Consider the following 14,765-nt stretch of genomic DNA (forward strand, 5'->3'; position numbering starts at 1 on the left):
GGCGTCGTTACGGCGCGTAGGCGCCTGCGTATCCACGCTCGGGCGCACCGTAGACGTCGACTAGAAAGGTTGAGGCCCAAGTCATCCAGGCGCGGATCGCTTCAGGCGATGCACCCAGGAGGCTGACCTTCTGCCGTTGCGTCTCGAATTCCTTGAGCGTATGCATCACGGGGATGCCGGCGATTGCGGACGCTTCAGGCAACTCGGGAATCGTGACCCCGACTGCGTTTGCGATTTCGTGGCCTTCGACGCAGACGCGATCGAGGCGCCTGAGTTGGGCGATGCCGTCTTCGATTGCAGCCGCCACGACATGCACGGGAATACCGCGACGGGAGGCCCGCGAGTGAAGTCGCCAGACCCTCAGTGCTTCGGGATCGACTCCGGGACAGAGACCGCGGTAAGCCGCTGTCGGGCAATGATCCGCAGCCGCCACGATGCGCGCTTCATCCGTGGGATCGATCCCCAGGAAAGCGTGGGCCTGACCGATGCTGGACCCGGTCCAGTAGTCGGCAGGACCGCGGTCGTAACCGGGGTCACCGGGACGGTGATGATCGATGACCTTGGTACGCTCGATGCCAGAGACCGCACATTCAACGAACACGGGCTCAAAGTCCGACGCAAGGCCGATACGGGTGGCATCCGCGCGGTACGCGTTGCCTGCCCTCACCCGGCGCCGTTCGAGCGTTGCATGCTCGAATGGATACCCGTTGGCCTTGAGCAAACCCTCGATCGCATCCATCTCCGCGTCCGAGGCTCCGAGGATGAACACATGGCTCATGCGCCCTCCTTCACCGTACTCAGCAGCGCGAGTACCGTTACCTCGTCAATCCCGTCATGCAAGAGCCGCGTCGCGATCACGCCACGCTCAATCGGTGAGAGCGTCGCAACCAGCGGTTCGATACGTTCAGGTTCTGACAGGTGCGCTTCGATTTCGAGCGCGTCTTCAATCAAATGCGAAAAATGGCCAGCGGCCGGCGGGACTTTGCGCCCGCCACTCACGACGGTAAGCATGATCGGCTCCTTCGAGAACTGCGCAGGGGTTACCTGCAACAAATGCATGGGTCGCATTGCCCTCACGGCAACACGTTGTGCTCATGGTAGCGCCGAGCCTGGCCATAAAGCCGAGCGTCCGGGCTCGACCACCACTTCTTCATAAGGCCCCCACTTCCACTGCGCGGGCAACGGCCACGGCGAGCTGCTTCTCGTGGGCTGTGCTTGCGTTGATCTCGGGCGTCGCCAGATGGTCATGCAGATCCCACCCGTCTGGGCGCAATGACTGCCACCACGCCAACGCCGAATACAACGCACGCTCCCGGCGCGAGCGCTGCAACTCAACCGTGATTCTCATATCTGCAGATCCACTTATCCGAAAAGAACAAAGCCTGTTTGCTTGCATGGAATCTTACGCTACGACCTCCAAATTCATGAATTTCCACTTCGCATGCCCGTCCCGCCAGAAAAAAAAGCCGCCAAAACGGAAGTTTTGGGCGGCTTGTGGGGTTGATTACGGATCGGCAGCGCCTAATGGCTCCGAACGTGAGAACGAAGTCTCGAACGATTCAGTGATAAGTACGCAGCGAAGTCGCGAACCTTCATTCGCGAAGGCGGGCCAGCATCTCTTCGAACTGGTCCAGGTCTCCGAAGGCGCCTTCGAGGGTCTGTTGCACAGTCTCGTCCAGGGCGAACGCCTTTCGCTGCTCAGGCGTCATGATCTTGAATGCGGCCCTCAAGAAGTCCTGAAGATCGCCGACCTCGTGATCTGGATCGCTACTCTCGCCATGCGATTGGGCGGCACCAACATAGAACCCGGGCTCGAGCAGCACATCGGCCGAGGCCGCTTTCGTACCTTCCTGGTTCGGATCAGTGGGCTTGCGAAGCGCCGCGATGACTGCGTCGCCATCGTACGGGGCTTCGTCCTGCTCACCGCCCCCGGTCGTGTACATGCGTGCGAACGGCGCGTACTGGGAATGCACGATCACACCTTCACGCGTTGAAGCCAGAGAGCACAATGGCTCCTCGGTGGTGCCGTCTGGGCCTTCAGCATCGGGGCCATACAGGTACATTTTCAGAACGCCGGCATCGAACTCGATGCCAAGCATCGTCACGTCCCCTGTTGGCGAAACGGCCGTCATGCAAGCCCCATAGCCGCAACGAGACAGCTCAACGGTACCGGGCTGATCCAGGCCACCGGGCAAGCTCGATTCGCTCCCATCGACAATCCGCCAATCGGGAAACGTCAGATGGCCGTCGAGTTCAGGCGCTTGCCCAGGACGGTTGAACTGCTCCCCGATCAAGGCATGCGTCAGATGCTCGTACGCCGTGACAGTCACGCCTTGTGCGTCTTTGCAGCTTTTGAGCAGCGCGGTCTCAGCCAACAGGGCGAGATCAGAGAGCTCCGTATCCTTCATAAACTCAGCATTACCCTCCGTGGACACCAGATCGGCGACGAGGACATAGCGGCGGGTCATTTGCGTCATGGTGAAGCTCCTTTCGGTTCATTTGCGGCGATCCGTCACGGATGCGCCAGGTTGAATGCGTTCATTACCGGGGGAACCCCATGCGAACGCGCAGACATTGCCCCTCCGATAGACGATCGTCTGTCGATAAGGCTGCCATCCCGGCGCAGCGGGGTCGCGCAGCACCCCGCGACCAGCCTGCTCAAACCCATATTTCGTCAAGGTTCGACGCGGTCGCCGCTGTCCGGGGCGCAGCAGCGGAGCGTCGGCGGACGTTTTCCGTGATCTGTCCGTCGGTGGCCGCCCGCGGTGAGCGGACGGCGGGGAGTGCGGCGTGGCCTTGACGACGCGCCCACACAACACGCTCCGGGCAACGCCCGGCAGGAGCGGCTTGCCGCACACTGCCGGGGGATGCCTGCCGGCGAGGCGACAGGATTTTCCTATGTGGATGTTACGCGGACGAACAGGCAAAGGGTCGAATGTTTTTCCCCACACAGGACCGGACGCTATGCTTCTTTCCATCTTCGGTGCTGCCGGCGCTCACGAATCAGCTCGCAAGGAACGCATATGCCAAAACCCAGCTTCACCATTGCCCGCAAGGATGGAATCGTTCAAACGGTGCTCTACAATCCGCTCCCGGTAACGATCGGCGGGCAGAGCCATCGGCTCGCGCTTCACCGGGGCCCCGGGCGCGACTGGATGATTTCGGATCCGGAGTCGGGCATCGCGGTGGTGTCGATGGTTTATGGGCTCCTGCTCGGGCGCCCCGACTCTGGAAAGGCTTTCAAGCTTGCACAGATTCGCCCGCTGGCCCTTCGTGCGATTGACCTGCTGGTGGCGCGGCATGGCGCCGATACGTTCAACGCGCGACTGGCGGGGCACAGGACTAATCGGAGCACACAGGCATGATCTGCTTCGTAACCGACATCCGATCAAGCGTTGAGCCGGACATCTTGACGCTGCTGAAGGGGGATTGGCTGGAGATTCGGTCGCTGAATGGTGAAGTGCTCGAGCGCATCGGCGCACCCTCTGGGGGATGGACGCACGAACGACTGGTGGAACAGGCGGAGCTCCTCGAGGAGCTGACGAAAGAAGGTGCCGAGGCCTACTTGGGTGGGGTCTGGGTCGGCGGTACCGAGGTTTAAGGAACGAGGGTGAAAGTGATGCGCCTGTCGCAAACGCAGTTGAAGGTCATGAGGTGGGTCGGGAAGGGCTGGTCGGTACTCCCCGGCGCGGGGTCTGCGGTGATGGTGAACGGTCGCCGTGTTTGCAACGTCGACACGATGCACGCGCTGGAGCGCCACGGCCTGGTCCAGCAGGACGATGCACGGTGTTGGGCGGCGACGGATCAGGGCAAGGAATTCGCCAGAAGCCTGGGGCTCTGATCTACAGGCGGGCTTGCCGGGCGTTCTCGAGCATAGGACGCCAAGCCCATATCGCGCGATGCAGTGCCATGAGGAGGCAATGACAACCCTTCGCCTTTGGCGAAGCCTTCTCTTGGAGACTCAACATGAATAAAGCAGCAATCTGGGCCGCTGCAGCGCTTGGGCACCTGTGTGACGATCAGCCGCATAACCTCACACGCATTGCGACTGCAGTATGCCAACTGGTCGAGATCGACGAGCGCCTGATGCGCTTCGCGATCGAAGAGGATCAGAATGGAATCGATCACACCGACGAGACCGAAGATCTGTTCGAGCACGCCGGTCAGATCATCGAAAAGTTACCGCCGTTAGGTGCGGAGGTGTTCCTCTACTACAACGACGAAGTCGATGAGGAATCACCTGGTCGCATCCGGCTCGAGATCCCGGGCACGCACTGGGATGTAAACCGGCCGCTTCAGTTTCACTGAGGGGGCGGCCATGACAAGCGAAGGTATCCCCAGCGGCTCTAGCGCCAGTCCGCGCCTCTCGTCCGAAGCTGCTCTTCGTAGAATGCGGCAGAGGATCTGGGACTTCGATGGCACGCCGCGTGAAGCGCAGGCCCGACGCGTCCTGCTCTACCTGAAAAAGCGCGCCATTCGGAACATCGAGCGTGACCGCGACAATGCCCCGCGTGGGCCCTACTCGGGGCTGACCAAGCGCGAACTGCGGCTGACGCGAACGTGTGAGACGGACTGGTTTTGAGCCTGTGAGCTTGCGCGGATTGGGCCAAACGCGATTCAATCAACTACTTCGGGACAAGACGCATTCCTAGAATCTCGCGTATGTGAGCACAAGAAACGCAAGCTTTTGCCATCGTATTCGGGGCGCTGCGCCCCATCATTTGATCCTTGAGGTACATGATGAGCAAGACGATCAAGACATTTTCTACCCTGCTAGGCGGCTGGGCTTACCGTGTGACGTGCAGTGGCAATCAGGTCAGCTACCAAACTCGCAGCCCGTCAGCAGCAACCTTTAAGACTGCTGCGCGTGAAAGCAAAGAGACCTTCGATCGTTACGCCGAAGAAGTCGGACTTTTCGACCCGTGCGCTGCGAGCGGCAACCCCGCTGTGATTCAGCGGCGCATTGACGAGCTTACCAGGCAGGACGGATGAAGAAATCAAGAGCGCTCTCGTAGCTTCATACGATCCAAGGAGACCATACAAGAACATGAACTTCATCAAACTGACCGTACAGATGCCGGACCCGGATCAATATCATCGGGTGCTGATCTACACAGATGGCGTCGATTTTGATGGCGAGCAATTTTTCGACGTGAAGACTGAGACCCTCAACGAGTGTTACTACGAGGATCCGTCGGATCAACCAGAAATTTATCAGCACGCAACCCACTGGGCGCCACGCCCCTGCGATATCGGCCAGATTTAACTGGCTGAGCGTCTCACTCCCCCCAACACCACCCGGCTTCGCTCGGTGGTGTTTTTTCGTTTACGGGGAGCCTGAGAGACTAATAAAGCCCAGTTTCAGGATTGTATTCGTCCATCACCTCGTTGTAATCGTTAGCTCCGCAAGGCTCTCTCCTTTTGGCTTCTTCGATGAACGGTGATGCGCCCCACTGAAACGGCCAGCGAGTGATAGCACGCTTTCGCAGGTCGTCGAAAAGGAGCCCTTGGGAGGCTGTTTCTTTTCGGTAAGGCCTGCCAGGAGTGAAACGACTCTCGTGATCCATCAGCCAGTCATAGGCGAGGACTGCTTTTCTGCAGTGCTGCCAAGCAGCTAGGATCAAAGCCATTTGGGTCAGATCATCCTTCGGCGCCAACCTTCGAAGTTGCGCCGACCGGCGAGAGGGGGTTGCTTCGACGAGGTTCAGGATTGCGGTTTGATTTCGGAGCAGGAATTCGTCGAAGCCAGCTCGATTGTTCTTGATGGCCTCGAACAAGTGGGTTTTGTCCCTTTCATGTGCAAGGTCCAGGAATTCCCATCCGTGGCGTATGGCCTCGTCTCGATATCGCCAAACACTCATTGCGCACTCCCATGGATATTCATGCTGTCAGTATTGAGAGTCGTAGATCACGCCCAATCATGCTTTCCTGCACGAGCCCCTTGCGATGCGCATGCACCCAGCCGCTTGCCGCGCGAAGCCCCGGTGAGGCCGAGTTGAGGAGCCGCTCGAAGGCAGGCCCAAGCTGGCCCACCTGGCGTGTGTAGAGCGTTCCATTCCCGAATTCCTTGAAGGCCGCAACTGGATCGGCCGGTACGGTAATCGCGCACACGCCGGGGAACCTGGAGGCCTCGACGAGGCTCGCCGGGTCGATGTCGCCGAAGAGGATAACCGGCAACTCGAAGGCCGCGAGAAACGCCAGCACGTTGTCCTTACGGCTCTCGGTAGCGTCGCCGCGGTAGATGACCAAGGCGTCCGTGTACCCGGCGTTTGCGAGCGCTGAGGCCACCTCGGTGCGATGCAGGCCATCGAACACCTCGTAGTTCTCGACCACCAGGGCGACAGGATGCCCGAGGGCACCGATTTCCCGCCAGTTGATGTCCACATGGGCATATACGGGCAGGCTCAGATGCCGACCGGAGAGTTTCAAGGCGTGCCCAGGAACCGCTTTGACCGAGATCCTGTCTCGTTTGACTGCGCCTCGGGCGAGCTTTTCGTTGTGCCCCAGATCCAGCGCCTCGGCGCGGGTGAGGCCTTGCCAAGCGCCGGGCTTCACCTGGTCGGTGTCGATGCCGGCCTTGGCCTTGAGCAGCGACGCAATCTCGGCCTTGTCCTTGTCGGAGAAACGCACGCGGGTGGTGCCGACGGGGAAACCGATTCCGTAGCGTTGACGAAAATCCTTCAGGCCGGCGCCATCCATGAATTGAGTCTCGGGGCTCTGAACGATGCGGATCAATGTGTCGATCAGGCGCTTTTCCACAGGCTCAGATCCTTGATGAGAATGTTTCCAGTCGAGAACGGCCCCTCGCGAGAGTGTTCGTTGTAGCCGACCTCAAGACCTTTGGTGATGCTGGTCTTCTTGGCGAGCACATCGAGCGCGAGCTCCAGCCAGAGCGTGTCGTCGAGCTCGAGCTCCGTTGCGTGCTGATTCCGCCATTGCCGCACGGATACGGGCGCTTCGGATGCCTTGGCATCCTTGAGCATCTGTCGAAGGGCAAGGACGTGCGCTGGCACCTTGACGATGACCTTTGCGGGGACTTCCTCCGCGGTGAGGGCGCCCGCCTCGCGTCGTTTGCGCGGGCTCTGATCCGCCTTGATTGATTGGGCGAGCTCGACCAGCGTGTCCTCGCAAGCAGTATCCGAGACGTCTGGGTGCGTTGCAATCGGAAGACCTGGCGAGCGTTCGAGCCAGGCCGGCAGATCCGAAGCGTTGTCCCATGCGCGGGGCTCGTAGTCGGGGGTCTTCTTCAGGAAGAGCCACATCTGCTGGATGCGCTTGGCGCGGGCTTCGATTTTGCGGAACTCGAAGAGAAACTGGCGCAGCGTCTCGTAGATGGTCTGAAGCGTGCTTCGAAAGACCGGGATGCGGGCAAAAAGCTGTGTTCGCAAGAGCGTTTCGATGCGAGGAAACGCCTGGATGCGCTCGAGGAGATCCGAGAGATGGAAGGACTCGAGCACCTGAACGAGCGTATGCGTAGCGGCTAGGTAAAACTCATTTTGCAGTTTCTTGGCGGCCAGCGAAGTGACGGCCGCGAACCGGGTTTCGATGTTCGCCTGCAGGTTGGTGATGAAGCCCTGGAGGCTGTCGTTGATCTCGAAAACGGTCTGCGAGATCTCGTCTTCGTAGCTGTCCGTTGCGGCCTGATCGTCTTCGTTGAAGGCCGCAATGTAGAAGTCGGTCAGCTTTTCCAGGTGAGCGAAGATCGCGCCAATGTCGCCTGAGCTCTGAAGGATGCGGTGCGAACTGAAGGCCGAGGCGAGAAAGCGCCGCAAGCTGCTGTGCAGCCGATACTCGTCCGGGGAATGCGGCACTAAGACCCGTTGCTGCTGCAGGATCTCTATCGCCCTTCGATTGTCGTCGGTCCGGAGGACCGAGCCTTGATGGTAGGCCTCGGCGACGAGATGCCGGTGAGCATGGAGACGCTCGAAGAGCGTGACAGTCACGTCGCGTGTCATAGCATTCGCAATTGATCAGACTGATCGTCGGGTGCATCTTCGACGATCTTCTCGTTTGCCATCAGGAACTCGATGACCTCGAGCAGAAAATCGAGCTTGCCCGTGAAGGCGTAGACCTCACGATCCCGATCGAGCTGGACCAGATAGCCACTTTTCACGACCTGGCCGAAGACCTTGTCGAGCATCGCCCGGGGTGTCGAGTCCGCGGCGGTGAAATCTCGCCCCAGTGCCGCGAAATTGCGCAGCTCGTCGACGAGTTGCGGATGTGCAGTGACGGCGCCCAGAATGGTCGGGTAGTCGATCCGCTCGCCGGGAGACGGAGCCTCCTCGTTTCTGAGCGCCTGCATGACGAATTTCAGGAAGTTCACCATCGGACGCAGCTCGTGCTTGATCTCGGCAAAGAGACGCTTCACTTCCGTACGTTCATCGGTTCCGATGCGCTCAAAGGCCATGTAGTAGGCGTACCCGCCTGCCGTGCAGGCGAGCCGGCGACCGACCCGCCGCAGGTACGCATCGACGTCGTTTCGCATTGCGTCCTCTTCGAGTGCGCGAAAGGCTTCGGGAGCCGTGGTTTCGCAGAGGAACTTGCCGGCGAGAAGCCGCATGGCGATCACATCAAACATGGTCGGGATCCTCCTCGAGCGGGGTTGCGAGGCGGTCAGGCTCGAGCACAGGCTCAGTGCTTCCATCGGGTTCTTCTGCCTGCGCAAACTGCGTGCTGTCGAGCGACTGCTCTTCGCGAGGCTGTGCGGGTTCCAGGTCGTCATCCAACACGACACTGGCGATCCGGCGCTCTTCCAGGATCGTGTAGCGGTGCGCGAAGAGACGCAGCACCTCGGGGTCGGCATCGGGGAATGCGCTGATCAAGGTCACGCGATGCCGATCGAGCAGGCTGAAGAGCCGCTCGGTGTTGCCGAGATCAAGATTCTTGAGCTCGTCGACTGCGCAGACCACCTGCACGTGGGCGTCCTTTCGCACACGCTGCAGGAAGCCCAGGAACAACACGATGAGGATCAGGTAGGAGATGCCGTTGGAGCTCACGTGCTCGAGCGTTTTCTCGTCGCGCACGGTCACGTGCCGGCCGTTCTCCACCAGGTCGATCTCAAGCTGGATGAGGTCGACGAGGTCCGCGGAGAGTGTGTTCTCGCGTTCGAAGCATTGAGATACCCGGCGCAAGGCCTGGCAGAACTCCTGGTGAGGCAAGTCATCGTCCTGGCGTTCGACCCACAACCTGAACTCCTCACTTAGCGCTTGAATGCTGGGCCAGTAGTTGAGGGTATCGACGGTGGTTTGGATGCGGGCCTGGACGTTGGTGATCTTCTCGAAGTCGGCCGAGGAATCGATGCAGGTCTGGAGCTCCCGAGAAAAGCTCTGCGTGCGCGTCTTGAAGGTGCGCAAAGCGTTGTAGAACTCATCGACAGTCTGCCCCAGCAAAGACGCGCCATCACGCAAGACACGACGCGCCTCGAGGTGCCGGCTAGCAAACCATTCCTGGATCGCGGGCAACCATTCCCGCCCGCGCTTGCTGTGTGCCGCCAAATCGCTGCGATAGCTCTCGTAGAAGCGGTCGGGGGCCGTTCCGCGATGCTTCGTGAAAGCACGCAGGATGACACCGACGTCGTCTTCGATCTTCTTCTCTGCATCAAGCCGAGCGCTCTCGCTGGTACGCTTGATCTCGTCGAGATAAGCGAGCGTATGGGCTGCGTCATGGTCAGCGTGGGCCGCATCCGCGTCCTCGCGCACGTTGGAGAGCTTTTCGATGCGGACCCTCGCGGCCGAGAGTTCGCCGCCGATGCGGTGCTCCTGCTTTTCGAGAGAATCGAGTTCCTTCATGAGCGCCGCATTTCGCCGCTCGCCGTCGGCTTGAATCCGCGTGAGCTCGTCCTTGAGCCGGCGCACGTCGGCCTCGATGGTCTCCACCTGTGTGAGATAGGCCGAGCGCTGAGGCCACTGGGTTTCAAGCCACACGCGATACTGCGCGATGACAGGGATATCCTTACGAATTCGGTCGATCGTCGCTCGAAGGGTGGTGATTGCAGTCTCGAGACGGGAAAGCGTGTCGGGATCGATGCCTTTGGCGGCAAGGCTGCGATGACGCTCCGCCTTGAGTCGCTCGAGTTCGGCCGCCAGTTCCGCCCGCTCCCTCTGGATGGTCGCTTCGATCGCGGCGAGCTTGCCTCTCTTGGTTTCTTCAATTGCGTTCAAGGCTTGCTGGCGGGCTGCTGCGTTCTCGCGGACGGTGCGATCGAAGGCAGTCTGCATCTGTTGGATTTCGAGCTCGAGCGCCTTTTGCTGCGCGGCGACATCGCGGCGCTCTTCTTCGGCCTGCTTCTTCGCTCGCGTGCGGCTTTCCTCGATCTGTCGTTTCAAGGATTGTTGCTCACCGGATAGGCGGCGAAGCCGCTCATCGGCAGTCTGGTAGGCCCGCGAAGCGTCTTCTTCGGCTTTGACGGCGGCATCGAGTGCAGCCCTTGCCTGCCCGAGCACGGATTCCTGCGCGGCGTGACGCGCTTGCTCAGCATCGATTTCGCTCTTTAACTGGGCGATACGCGCCTCGATCGTTTCTTCGTGGGCGTGCCAGGGCGCTTCAATGCGGTCGAGCCGCAGGCGCACGCCGTACAGGCTCTGCTTTGGCGCTTCGTCGATCTCGGGAACGAGATCGGTGCGCAGTAACAGCTCGCGCGAAGCCAGCTTGCCGATGCTCTCACGCCAGTCAGGGACTTGAGCGCGAAGAAAGTGAATCAGCGTGCCCGGCGCTGCATCGCCCATCTGCATCGCGCCTTGCAATGCGCCCTTGTGTTCCTGGAGTCGCGCGTGAATCCGCCCAAGCTGGCGGTCAGCGTCTTCAAAGCGTGCCTTTTCAGCTTGTCGTGCGCGTTGAGTATCCTCACGGGCCTTTCGGGATTGCTCAAGCGTGCAGCGAGCCTTTTCGCATTCGTCGTCCTTGGCCTCCTTCTGCATGACGAGCTCGGGGCTGGCCTGGGCATCGTTGATGCGGCCGTTGAGCCAACCAATCCGTTCAGCGTAGCCCCTCGCCTCCTCGTGGGCTTCATGAAGGGCGCGCTCATGCTCTTTGCGCAACACCGACTCGAGGCCTTGGTAGTGCGCTTCGCAGTCACCCTTGAGTCGGTCGATTTCTTCGTAGATTGGGGCCCTGTCCTTTTCGATGTCTGCGATCTTTGCTTTCGTGCGCTGATCGGCTTGCAACTCGAGCCGTTCGTACTCTTCGGTCACGCTGCGCTGGTTCCCAACCAATGCGCCAAGGGATTTTTCCTGCATCTCGAGATCCGCTTGCACCGAAGGCAGACGTTCCTCATCCTGCGCACGGTTCTCGAACTGCTCGTCCTGATAGCGCTTGGCCTGCGCGTCCAGACGCTCTAGTTGGGCACGCGCCTGCTTGAGCGCTTCACCCTGGGCTGTCAGGCGCCCATTCGTCTCGGCCGACTTCTGCGCGACTTGTGCGCGTTCGGTTGCGACTTGCTCCTCGAGGGCCTCGAGCCCCTTCTTGACCGCTTGAAGCTGTGTCGAGCAGGCCCGCTCGAGCGCGATGAGGTGCCCTTTGGTCAGGCTCAACGAGGCAATCGCCGCCGAACGCGCCTTGCTGGCGTCTATCAGCGCTGCGACCCGGGGTGCCTCGTTCATTACGTCCAGGTAAGCATCGTGATCGCGCAACCAGTTGTCCATCTGATCGCGTTGTGCCCTGATCTCGAGCGCGCCCTCTTCCTGCGCGATGCTCGACACGATGATCGACCGCAGATCGCGGAACGTTGCTGCCCGCACAAACATGCCGGTGACGATCCGGTCGATGTGCGAGAGCCGACTCCCGCTGCCCGTGAAGGCGAATTGTGCGGCCAGGCTGCGCAGTTCGCGGCGATCGACGTCGTTCTGGATGATGGAGCGGTACTCGCTGCGAGTGAGAGCCCTCGTGCACTGAAAGCCGTTTTTTTCGACATGGCGGTAGAGCTGGGTATTGCTCTCGACGATCGATTGCCCGACGACGAAGAGATCCCGGCTGTACCCCGTCGCGATGAAGCGATACTGCACGCTCTCGCCGGTCGCATTCGAGTGCAGCACGGCCATGCAGAGCTGCCCGCGGCGGGCGTACTCGAAGACGATGTAAGACGTGCTGCGCGGCAGGTAGTGGTCGGTGAAGGCTTTCTTGCTCTGTTCACCCTTGAGCATTCGGGCAGCCAGCTCGCCGTAGAAGAGCGGGATGGTGCGCAAGAGCGTGGTCTTCCCAGCGGCATTGATGCCGTTGACGTTGACATGCCCATCGAGCCGGACTTCGACGATATCACCCTGTCGATACGAGTCGATCAGAATGATGCGTTCCAGGTGGAAGTCGTCAGTGCGCATGAGGCGCTGCCTTTGGAGAAAAGATGCCCTATGGTTGGGGGTTTCCTCTTGAAGGTCAAATAATGCGCAAGAAAAGGGCAATCCGATTAAAGACCCCCCGGGCTCTCAGAAAGAGGGGCCCGGTGGGCAGGTGTTTGAGCAGGCTCAAACGCGCACGGGGTCTGAGTCACGGATTGAGTCGAGGTTTGCGCGCCTCCTCCCTTGGCTCTTGTTCACCGGCGTGACCGAGAAGACGCGGGGCACATGACGAGGTATTGTCCTGAAGGGGGCCGCTGCCCAATGGATGCCGAGCGACGAGGCAGTCAGAAGGATCGCCACGGTGATGCACATATTAGAGCTGCTCGTGGCGAGGCTCAGGTATGACAAAGCGGGGGGCTGGGAAAAAAGCGAGTCCATGCGAGGCATTCCCGGTGCGACAAAGTGAGGAAGGGAGATCGATTGCGCGGCTGTACAAGGGTTCAGCCCAAGGGCATGGGCTCTGAGGCAAGTCGATTCAAGAACGCAGTCGACTCGAACTTACAGCCGAAGAGGTCCTCGAGGCCCTTGCGCAACGCAGCAGGAAGCCGTCCGGGCTGTTCTTGGCGCTTGGCTCTTGCCGCTTCGCCTTCCGGGAAAATCGGAGGCATCGGCAGGCCGAGAATGGGAAGCATCGAGGCGGCGCTTATCGCTGCGTCTTCGAAATCGACGGCTTCCATCACGAAGGGCAGGACCAACGGAGGCGGGGCTTTCGCGCGGTTCGGCAAATAATGCATGGGTGCCCACGACTGACGGACGTCAATGACGGCGTCAGTGTTTTTTCGCGATGCAACGAGGAGCGCATCACCGAAATCGGTACATGCGGGATCGCCCGGTTTTGCCCCTGGGCGGAGCGGAATGACGCCCATCCGCGCGTGAACAGTGGCCTGATCGATCGTGTCATTGGGAACACGGATACGCACAGGAGGACCGTACTCGAAGGAACGCGCCAGCAGCTCAGCAAGCGCGGAAAAATCGATCCGGTCGTGATTGACCCACGGCGGTTCGGCCCGTCCTGCCATGACGTCTGCGAAGTCGACCGAGACCCATAGGCTATTTACGAGATTGAAGGCTTTCTGCATGTCGGTCTCGAGGTTTGAGAATGAGCAACCCGAATCGCATCAAGCGCAAACGGGCGGGATCACCTTGAAAGTGAGTCCAAGGATCAAGGCTCATTCAAGATACGCCATCTCGGCGCCATGAACAAAAAACGCTCCGCAGGCGATGCCTGTGGAGCGTTGGGGGGGAGGTGTGAGAGCGCGTGTGCTCGCGCTTAAAGCGAATGAAACTCGAGACGAAGTCCCGGGCGCTCGAGCACCAGCGTCGATTGCCGATTGCCGGGCGCTTCGTCGAGGACGTCGATCGGAACCTGGTACGCCTCGCCAAAGAGTTGCCCGTTGGGCAACGTCGAGGTAAGCACGCGGGAAACAGCATCGCGAAGGTCGCGGCCAATTATGAAGCCGGCGTGGCGCGCTCCAGCGTCGCTCCGGAACTTCCAGAACCAGGCTGGATGCGAGGCGAGTTTGACGGGCGTGCCGGCAGCGTCGGGAACGAGAATTTCGAGCGTGTCGAAGCGCTGCGCGTTGATTCGCTGGGCGAGCTTTTGAGCGGGCTGCTCAAGTTCGGTCAGAAGGGACTGCATTTCAAGGGTGCACCATCCGGCTGCCAGGGGCTGGCCGGTTCTTGCCTCGACGAACTGATTGACCGCGCAGAGGACGCAGGCGCGAAGATCGTCAGCGAATTGCTGAAAAGAGATCACTTGTTTTGTCATGTTGAGAATTCCGAGAGATTTGCTCACTGAAGGCCGGCGAGAGGTTTACTTGCCGTAGTTCACCCGCAACCAAGTGCCGCCATGCATCTGCGGATCGGAGCGGACGACACGGACCTTGAACCCAGCGGCTCGCAACCCTGAGGGCATGTTGTGCTCACCCCAGCGTTGCGCTTGCTCGGGCGTCATCGGCGTGTCGAGCAACCCTGCACCGACCTTGACTGGCAGGCGATCGCGGCGGCTGTCATTGGTGGAACGCATGGCCGTCTCCGGTAGGGGCTGCGTCGATGGGCATCCAGTAGTGTTTTCCACCGATCACCATGAATTCACCATCGCGCACGTGGGTGTCGCGAATCCAGGGGCGTACGCCATCCTTGGAAACAGGCGTGGTGTCGATGTACTCGAGCGCCTGTTGATACGTTTCAAAGCACTGCGGAAATTCAGCGCTCTCGCGACCATCTGCGCCCAGCAGGACGCGTGCTGCTTCGTATTGCATGAGGACTCCTTTCGGTTATTTGCTTGCCGGTTACGGGAAGCAGGAAGCGGATCCGCGTGCGCGGGCCCGGTTGGCATTGCAAAGCTGTTAGGGGAACTCAGCTCGATAAGCATCGAGCCCCGAAAGGTGGCCAAATCAGAGGGACTGCATGCGAGAAATAGCGGGTTTCTTTTGG

Annotated in this window: 18 protein-coding genes; 7 read left to right on the top strand and 11 right to left on the bottom strand. The window is 60.3% G+C overall.

The annotated features are described in order from the left end of the window. Positions 1-7: 7 nt before the first annotated feature. The 3 genes from ACMV5O_RS16865 to ACMV5O_RS16875 all read right to left on the bottom strand — a co-directional run bounded on the left by ACMV5O_RS16865 (position 8) and on the right by ACMV5O_RS16875 (position 2,477). Complete coding sequence (locus ACMV5O_RS16865) at positions 8-778, bottom strand: hypothetical protein (RefSeq protein ID WP_416164557.1); 771 nt, start codon at positions 776-778, stop codon at positions 8-10. After that, positions 775-1,011 (bottom strand): hypothetical protein, encoded by a 237-nt coding sequence (locus ACMV5O_RS16870; protein WP_416164558.1) that lies wholly within the window; start codon positions 1,009-1,011, stop codon positions 775-777. Before ACMV5O_RS16870 ends, ACMV5O_RS16865 begins: the two co-directional genes overlap by 4 nt. Positions 1,012-1,592: 581 nt before the next feature. Next, entirely contained in the window at positions 1,593-2,477 is an 885-nt protein-coding gene (locus tag ACMV5O_RS16875; RefSeq protein ID WP_416164559.1) for a hypothetical protein, read from the bottom strand. Between the two features lie 546 nt (positions 2,478-3,023). Between ACMV5O_RS16875 and ACMV5O_RS16880 the strand changes: the two genes are divergently transcribed. The 6 genes from ACMV5O_RS16880 (at position 3,024) to ACMV5O_RS16905 (ending at position 5,266) form a co-directional block, all read left to right on the top strand. Next, a complete protein-coding gene (locus ACMV5O_RS16880; protein WP_416164560.1) occupies positions 3,024-3,365 on the top strand; it encodes a hypothetical protein in 342 nt (113 codons plus the stop codon). Further along, positions 3,362-3,601: a hypothetical protein gene (locus ACMV5O_RS16885; RefSeq protein WP_416164561.1), complete on the top strand. Its 240-nt coding sequence runs from the start codon at positions 3,362-3,364 to the stop codon at positions 3,599-3,601. The genes ACMV5O_RS16880 and ACMV5O_RS16885 overlap by 4 nt, the downstream gene beginning before the upstream one ends. A gap of 18 nt (positions 3,602-3,619) precedes the next feature. Next, positions 3,620-3,841 carry a hypothetical protein gene (locus tag ACMV5O_RS16890; RefSeq protein WP_416164590.1) on the top strand — a complete coding sequence of 74 codons (222 nt, stop codon included), beginning with the start codon at positions 3,620-3,622 and terminating at the stop codon, positions 3,839-3,841. 125 nt (positions 3,842-3,966) lie between these two features. After that, a complete protein-coding gene (locus ACMV5O_RS16895) occupies positions 3,967-4,308 on the top strand; it encodes a hypothetical protein (protein WP_416164562.1) in 342 nt (113 codons plus the stop codon). 432 nt (positions 4,309-4,740) lie between these two features. Beyond that, the gene (locus ACMV5O_RS16900) at positions 4,741-4,992 is read left to right on the top strand and encodes a hypothetical protein (protein WP_416164563.1); all 252 of its coding nucleotides are present in this window, start codon (positions 4,741-4,743) and stop codon (positions 4,990-4,992) included. Between the two features lie 55 nt (positions 4,993-5,047). After that, positions 5,048-5,266 (top strand): hypothetical protein, encoded by a 219-nt coding sequence (locus ACMV5O_RS16905; protein WP_416164564.1) that lies wholly within the window; start codon positions 5,048-5,050, stop codon positions 5,264-5,266. A 79-nt stretch (positions 5,267-5,345) separates the two neighbouring features. On the opposite strand, the gene ACMV5O_RS16910 is transcribed toward ACMV5O_RS16905, so the two are convergent. From ACMV5O_RS16910 to ACMV5O_RS16935, 6 genes are all read right to left on the bottom strand, one after another. Further along, positions 5,346-5,777: a hypothetical protein gene (locus tag ACMV5O_RS16910; RefSeq protein ID WP_416164565.1), complete on the bottom strand. Its 432-nt coding sequence runs from the start codon at positions 5,775-5,777 to the stop codon at positions 5,346-5,348. 103 nt (positions 5,778-5,880) lie between these two features. Continuing rightward, positions 5,881-6,759 (bottom strand): hypothetical protein, encoded by an 879-nt coding sequence (locus tag ACMV5O_RS16915; RefSeq protein WP_416164566.1) that lies wholly within the window; start codon positions 6,757-6,759, stop codon positions 5,881-5,883. After that, on the bottom strand, positions 6,744-7,943 hold the full coding sequence (locus ACMV5O_RS16920; RefSeq protein ID WP_416164567.1) for a hypothetical protein: 1,200 nt from the start codon (positions 7,941-7,943) through the stop codon (positions 6,744-6,746). The genes ACMV5O_RS16915 and ACMV5O_RS16920 overlap by 16 nt, the downstream gene beginning before the upstream one ends. Positions 7,944-7,951: 8 nt before the next feature. After that, positions 7,952-8,578: a condensin complex protein MksE gene (locus ACMV5O_RS16925; RefSeq protein WP_416164568.1), complete on the bottom strand. Its 627-nt coding sequence runs from the start codon at positions 8,576-8,578 to the stop codon at positions 7,952-7,954. Further along, positions 8,571-12,311, bottom strand: a complete 3,741-nt coding sequence (locus ACMV5O_RS16930) for an ATP-binding protein (protein WP_416164569.1) — start codon at positions 12,309-12,311, stop codon at positions 8,571-8,573. Before ACMV5O_RS16930 ends, ACMV5O_RS16925 begins: the two co-directional genes overlap by 8 nt. Positions 12,312-12,769: 458 nt before the next feature. Then, entirely contained in the window at positions 12,770-13,408 is a 639-nt protein-coding gene (locus tag ACMV5O_RS16935; RefSeq protein WP_416164570.1) for a hypothetical protein, read from the bottom strand. A 200-nt stretch (positions 13,409-13,608) separates the two neighbouring features. Between ACMV5O_RS16935 and ACMV5O_RS16940 the strand changes: the two genes are divergently transcribed. Next, complete coding sequence (locus ACMV5O_RS16940; protein ID WP_416164571.1) at positions 13,609-14,127, top strand: hypothetical protein; 519 nt, start codon at positions 13,609-13,611, stop codon at positions 14,125-14,127. Positions 14,128-14,142: 15 nt separating this feature from the next. Here ACMV5O_RS16940 and ACMV5O_RS16945 read toward each other — a convergent pair whose 3' ends face one another. Both ACMV5O_RS16945 and ACMV5O_RS16950 read right to left on the bottom strand, forming a co-directional pair. Beyond that, positions 14,143-14,355: a hypothetical protein gene (locus ACMV5O_RS16945; RefSeq protein ID WP_416164572.1), complete on the bottom strand. Its 213-nt coding sequence runs from the start codon at positions 14,353-14,355 to the stop codon at positions 14,143-14,145. After that, the gene (locus ACMV5O_RS16950; RefSeq protein WP_416164573.1) at positions 14,339-14,590 is read right to left on the bottom strand and encodes a hypothetical protein; all 252 of its coding nucleotides are present in this window, start codon (positions 14,588-14,590) and stop codon (positions 14,339-14,341) included. Before ACMV5O_RS16950 ends, ACMV5O_RS16945 begins: the two co-directional genes overlap by 17 nt. Positions 14,591-14,765: the final 175 nt, after the last annotated feature.

It is taken from the genome of Thauera sp. WH-1, from assembly GCF_047806685.1.
GTDB lineage: Bacteria > Pseudomonadota > Gammaproteobacteria > Burkholderiales > Rhodocyclaceae > Thauera.

What these genes read in the sequence shown, in the direction of transcription:
- ACMV5O_RS16865 (WP_416164557.1), bottom strand. Translation starts at nt 778, where the DNA reads ATGAGCCATGTGTTCATCCTCGGAGCCTCGGACGCGGAGATGGATGCG.
- ACMV5O_RS16870 (WP_416164558.1), bottom strand. Translation starts at nt 1,011, where the DNA reads ATGCTTACCGTCGTGAGTGGCGGGCGCAAAGTCCCGCCGGCCGCTGGC.
- ACMV5O_RS16875 (WP_416164559.1), bottom strand. Translation starts at nt 2,477, where the DNA reads ATGACGCAAATGACCCGCCGCTATGTCCTCGTCGCCGATCTGGTGTCC.
- ACMV5O_RS16880 (WP_416164560.1), top strand. Translation starts at nt 3,024, where the DNA reads ATGCCAAAACCCAGCTTCACCATTGCCCGCAAGGATGGAATCGTTCAA.
- ACMV5O_RS16885 (WP_416164561.1), top strand. Translation starts at nt 3,362, where the DNA reads ATGATCTGCTTCGTAACCGACATCCGATCAAGCGTTGAGCCGGACATC.
- ACMV5O_RS16890 (WP_416164590.1), top strand. Translation starts at nt 3,620, where the DNA reads ATGCGCCTGTCGCAAACGCAGTTGAAGGTCATGAGGTGGGTCGGGAAG.
- ACMV5O_RS16895 (WP_416164562.1), top strand. Translation starts at nt 3,967, where the DNA reads ATGAATAAAGCAGCAATCTGGGCCGCTGCAGCGCTTGGGCACCTGTGT.
- ACMV5O_RS16900 (WP_416164563.1), top strand. Translation starts at nt 4,741, where the DNA reads ATGAGCAAGACGATCAAGACATTTTCTACCCTGCTAGGCGGCTGGGCT.
- ACMV5O_RS16905 (WP_416164564.1), top strand. Translation starts at nt 5,048, where the DNA reads ATGAACTTCATCAAACTGACCGTACAGATGCCGGACCCGGATCAATAT.
- ACMV5O_RS16925 (WP_416164568.1), bottom strand. Translation starts at nt 8,578, where the DNA reads ATGTTTGATGTGATCGCCATGCGGCTTCTCGCCGGCAAGTTCCTCTGC.
- ACMV5O_RS16930 (WP_416164569.1), bottom strand. Translation starts at nt 12,311, where the DNA reads ATGCGCACTGACGACTTCCACCTGGAACGCATCATTCTGATCGACTCG.
- ACMV5O_RS16935 (WP_416164570.1), bottom strand. Translation starts at nt 13,408, where the DNA reads ATGCAGAAAGCCTTCAATCTCGTAAATAGCCTATGGGTCTCGGTCGAC.
- ACMV5O_RS16940 (WP_416164571.1), top strand. Translation starts at nt 13,609, where the DNA reads ATGAAACTCGAGACGAAGTCCCGGGCGCTCGAGCACCAGCGTCGATTG.
- ACMV5O_RS16945 (WP_416164572.1), bottom strand. Translation starts at nt 14,355, where the DNA reads ATGCGTTCCACCAATGACAGCCGCCGCGATCGCCTGCCAGTCAAGGTC.
- ACMV5O_RS16950 (WP_416164573.1), bottom strand. Translation starts at nt 14,590, where the DNA reads ATGCAATACGAAGCAGCACGCGTCCTGCTGGGCGCAGATGGTCGCGAG.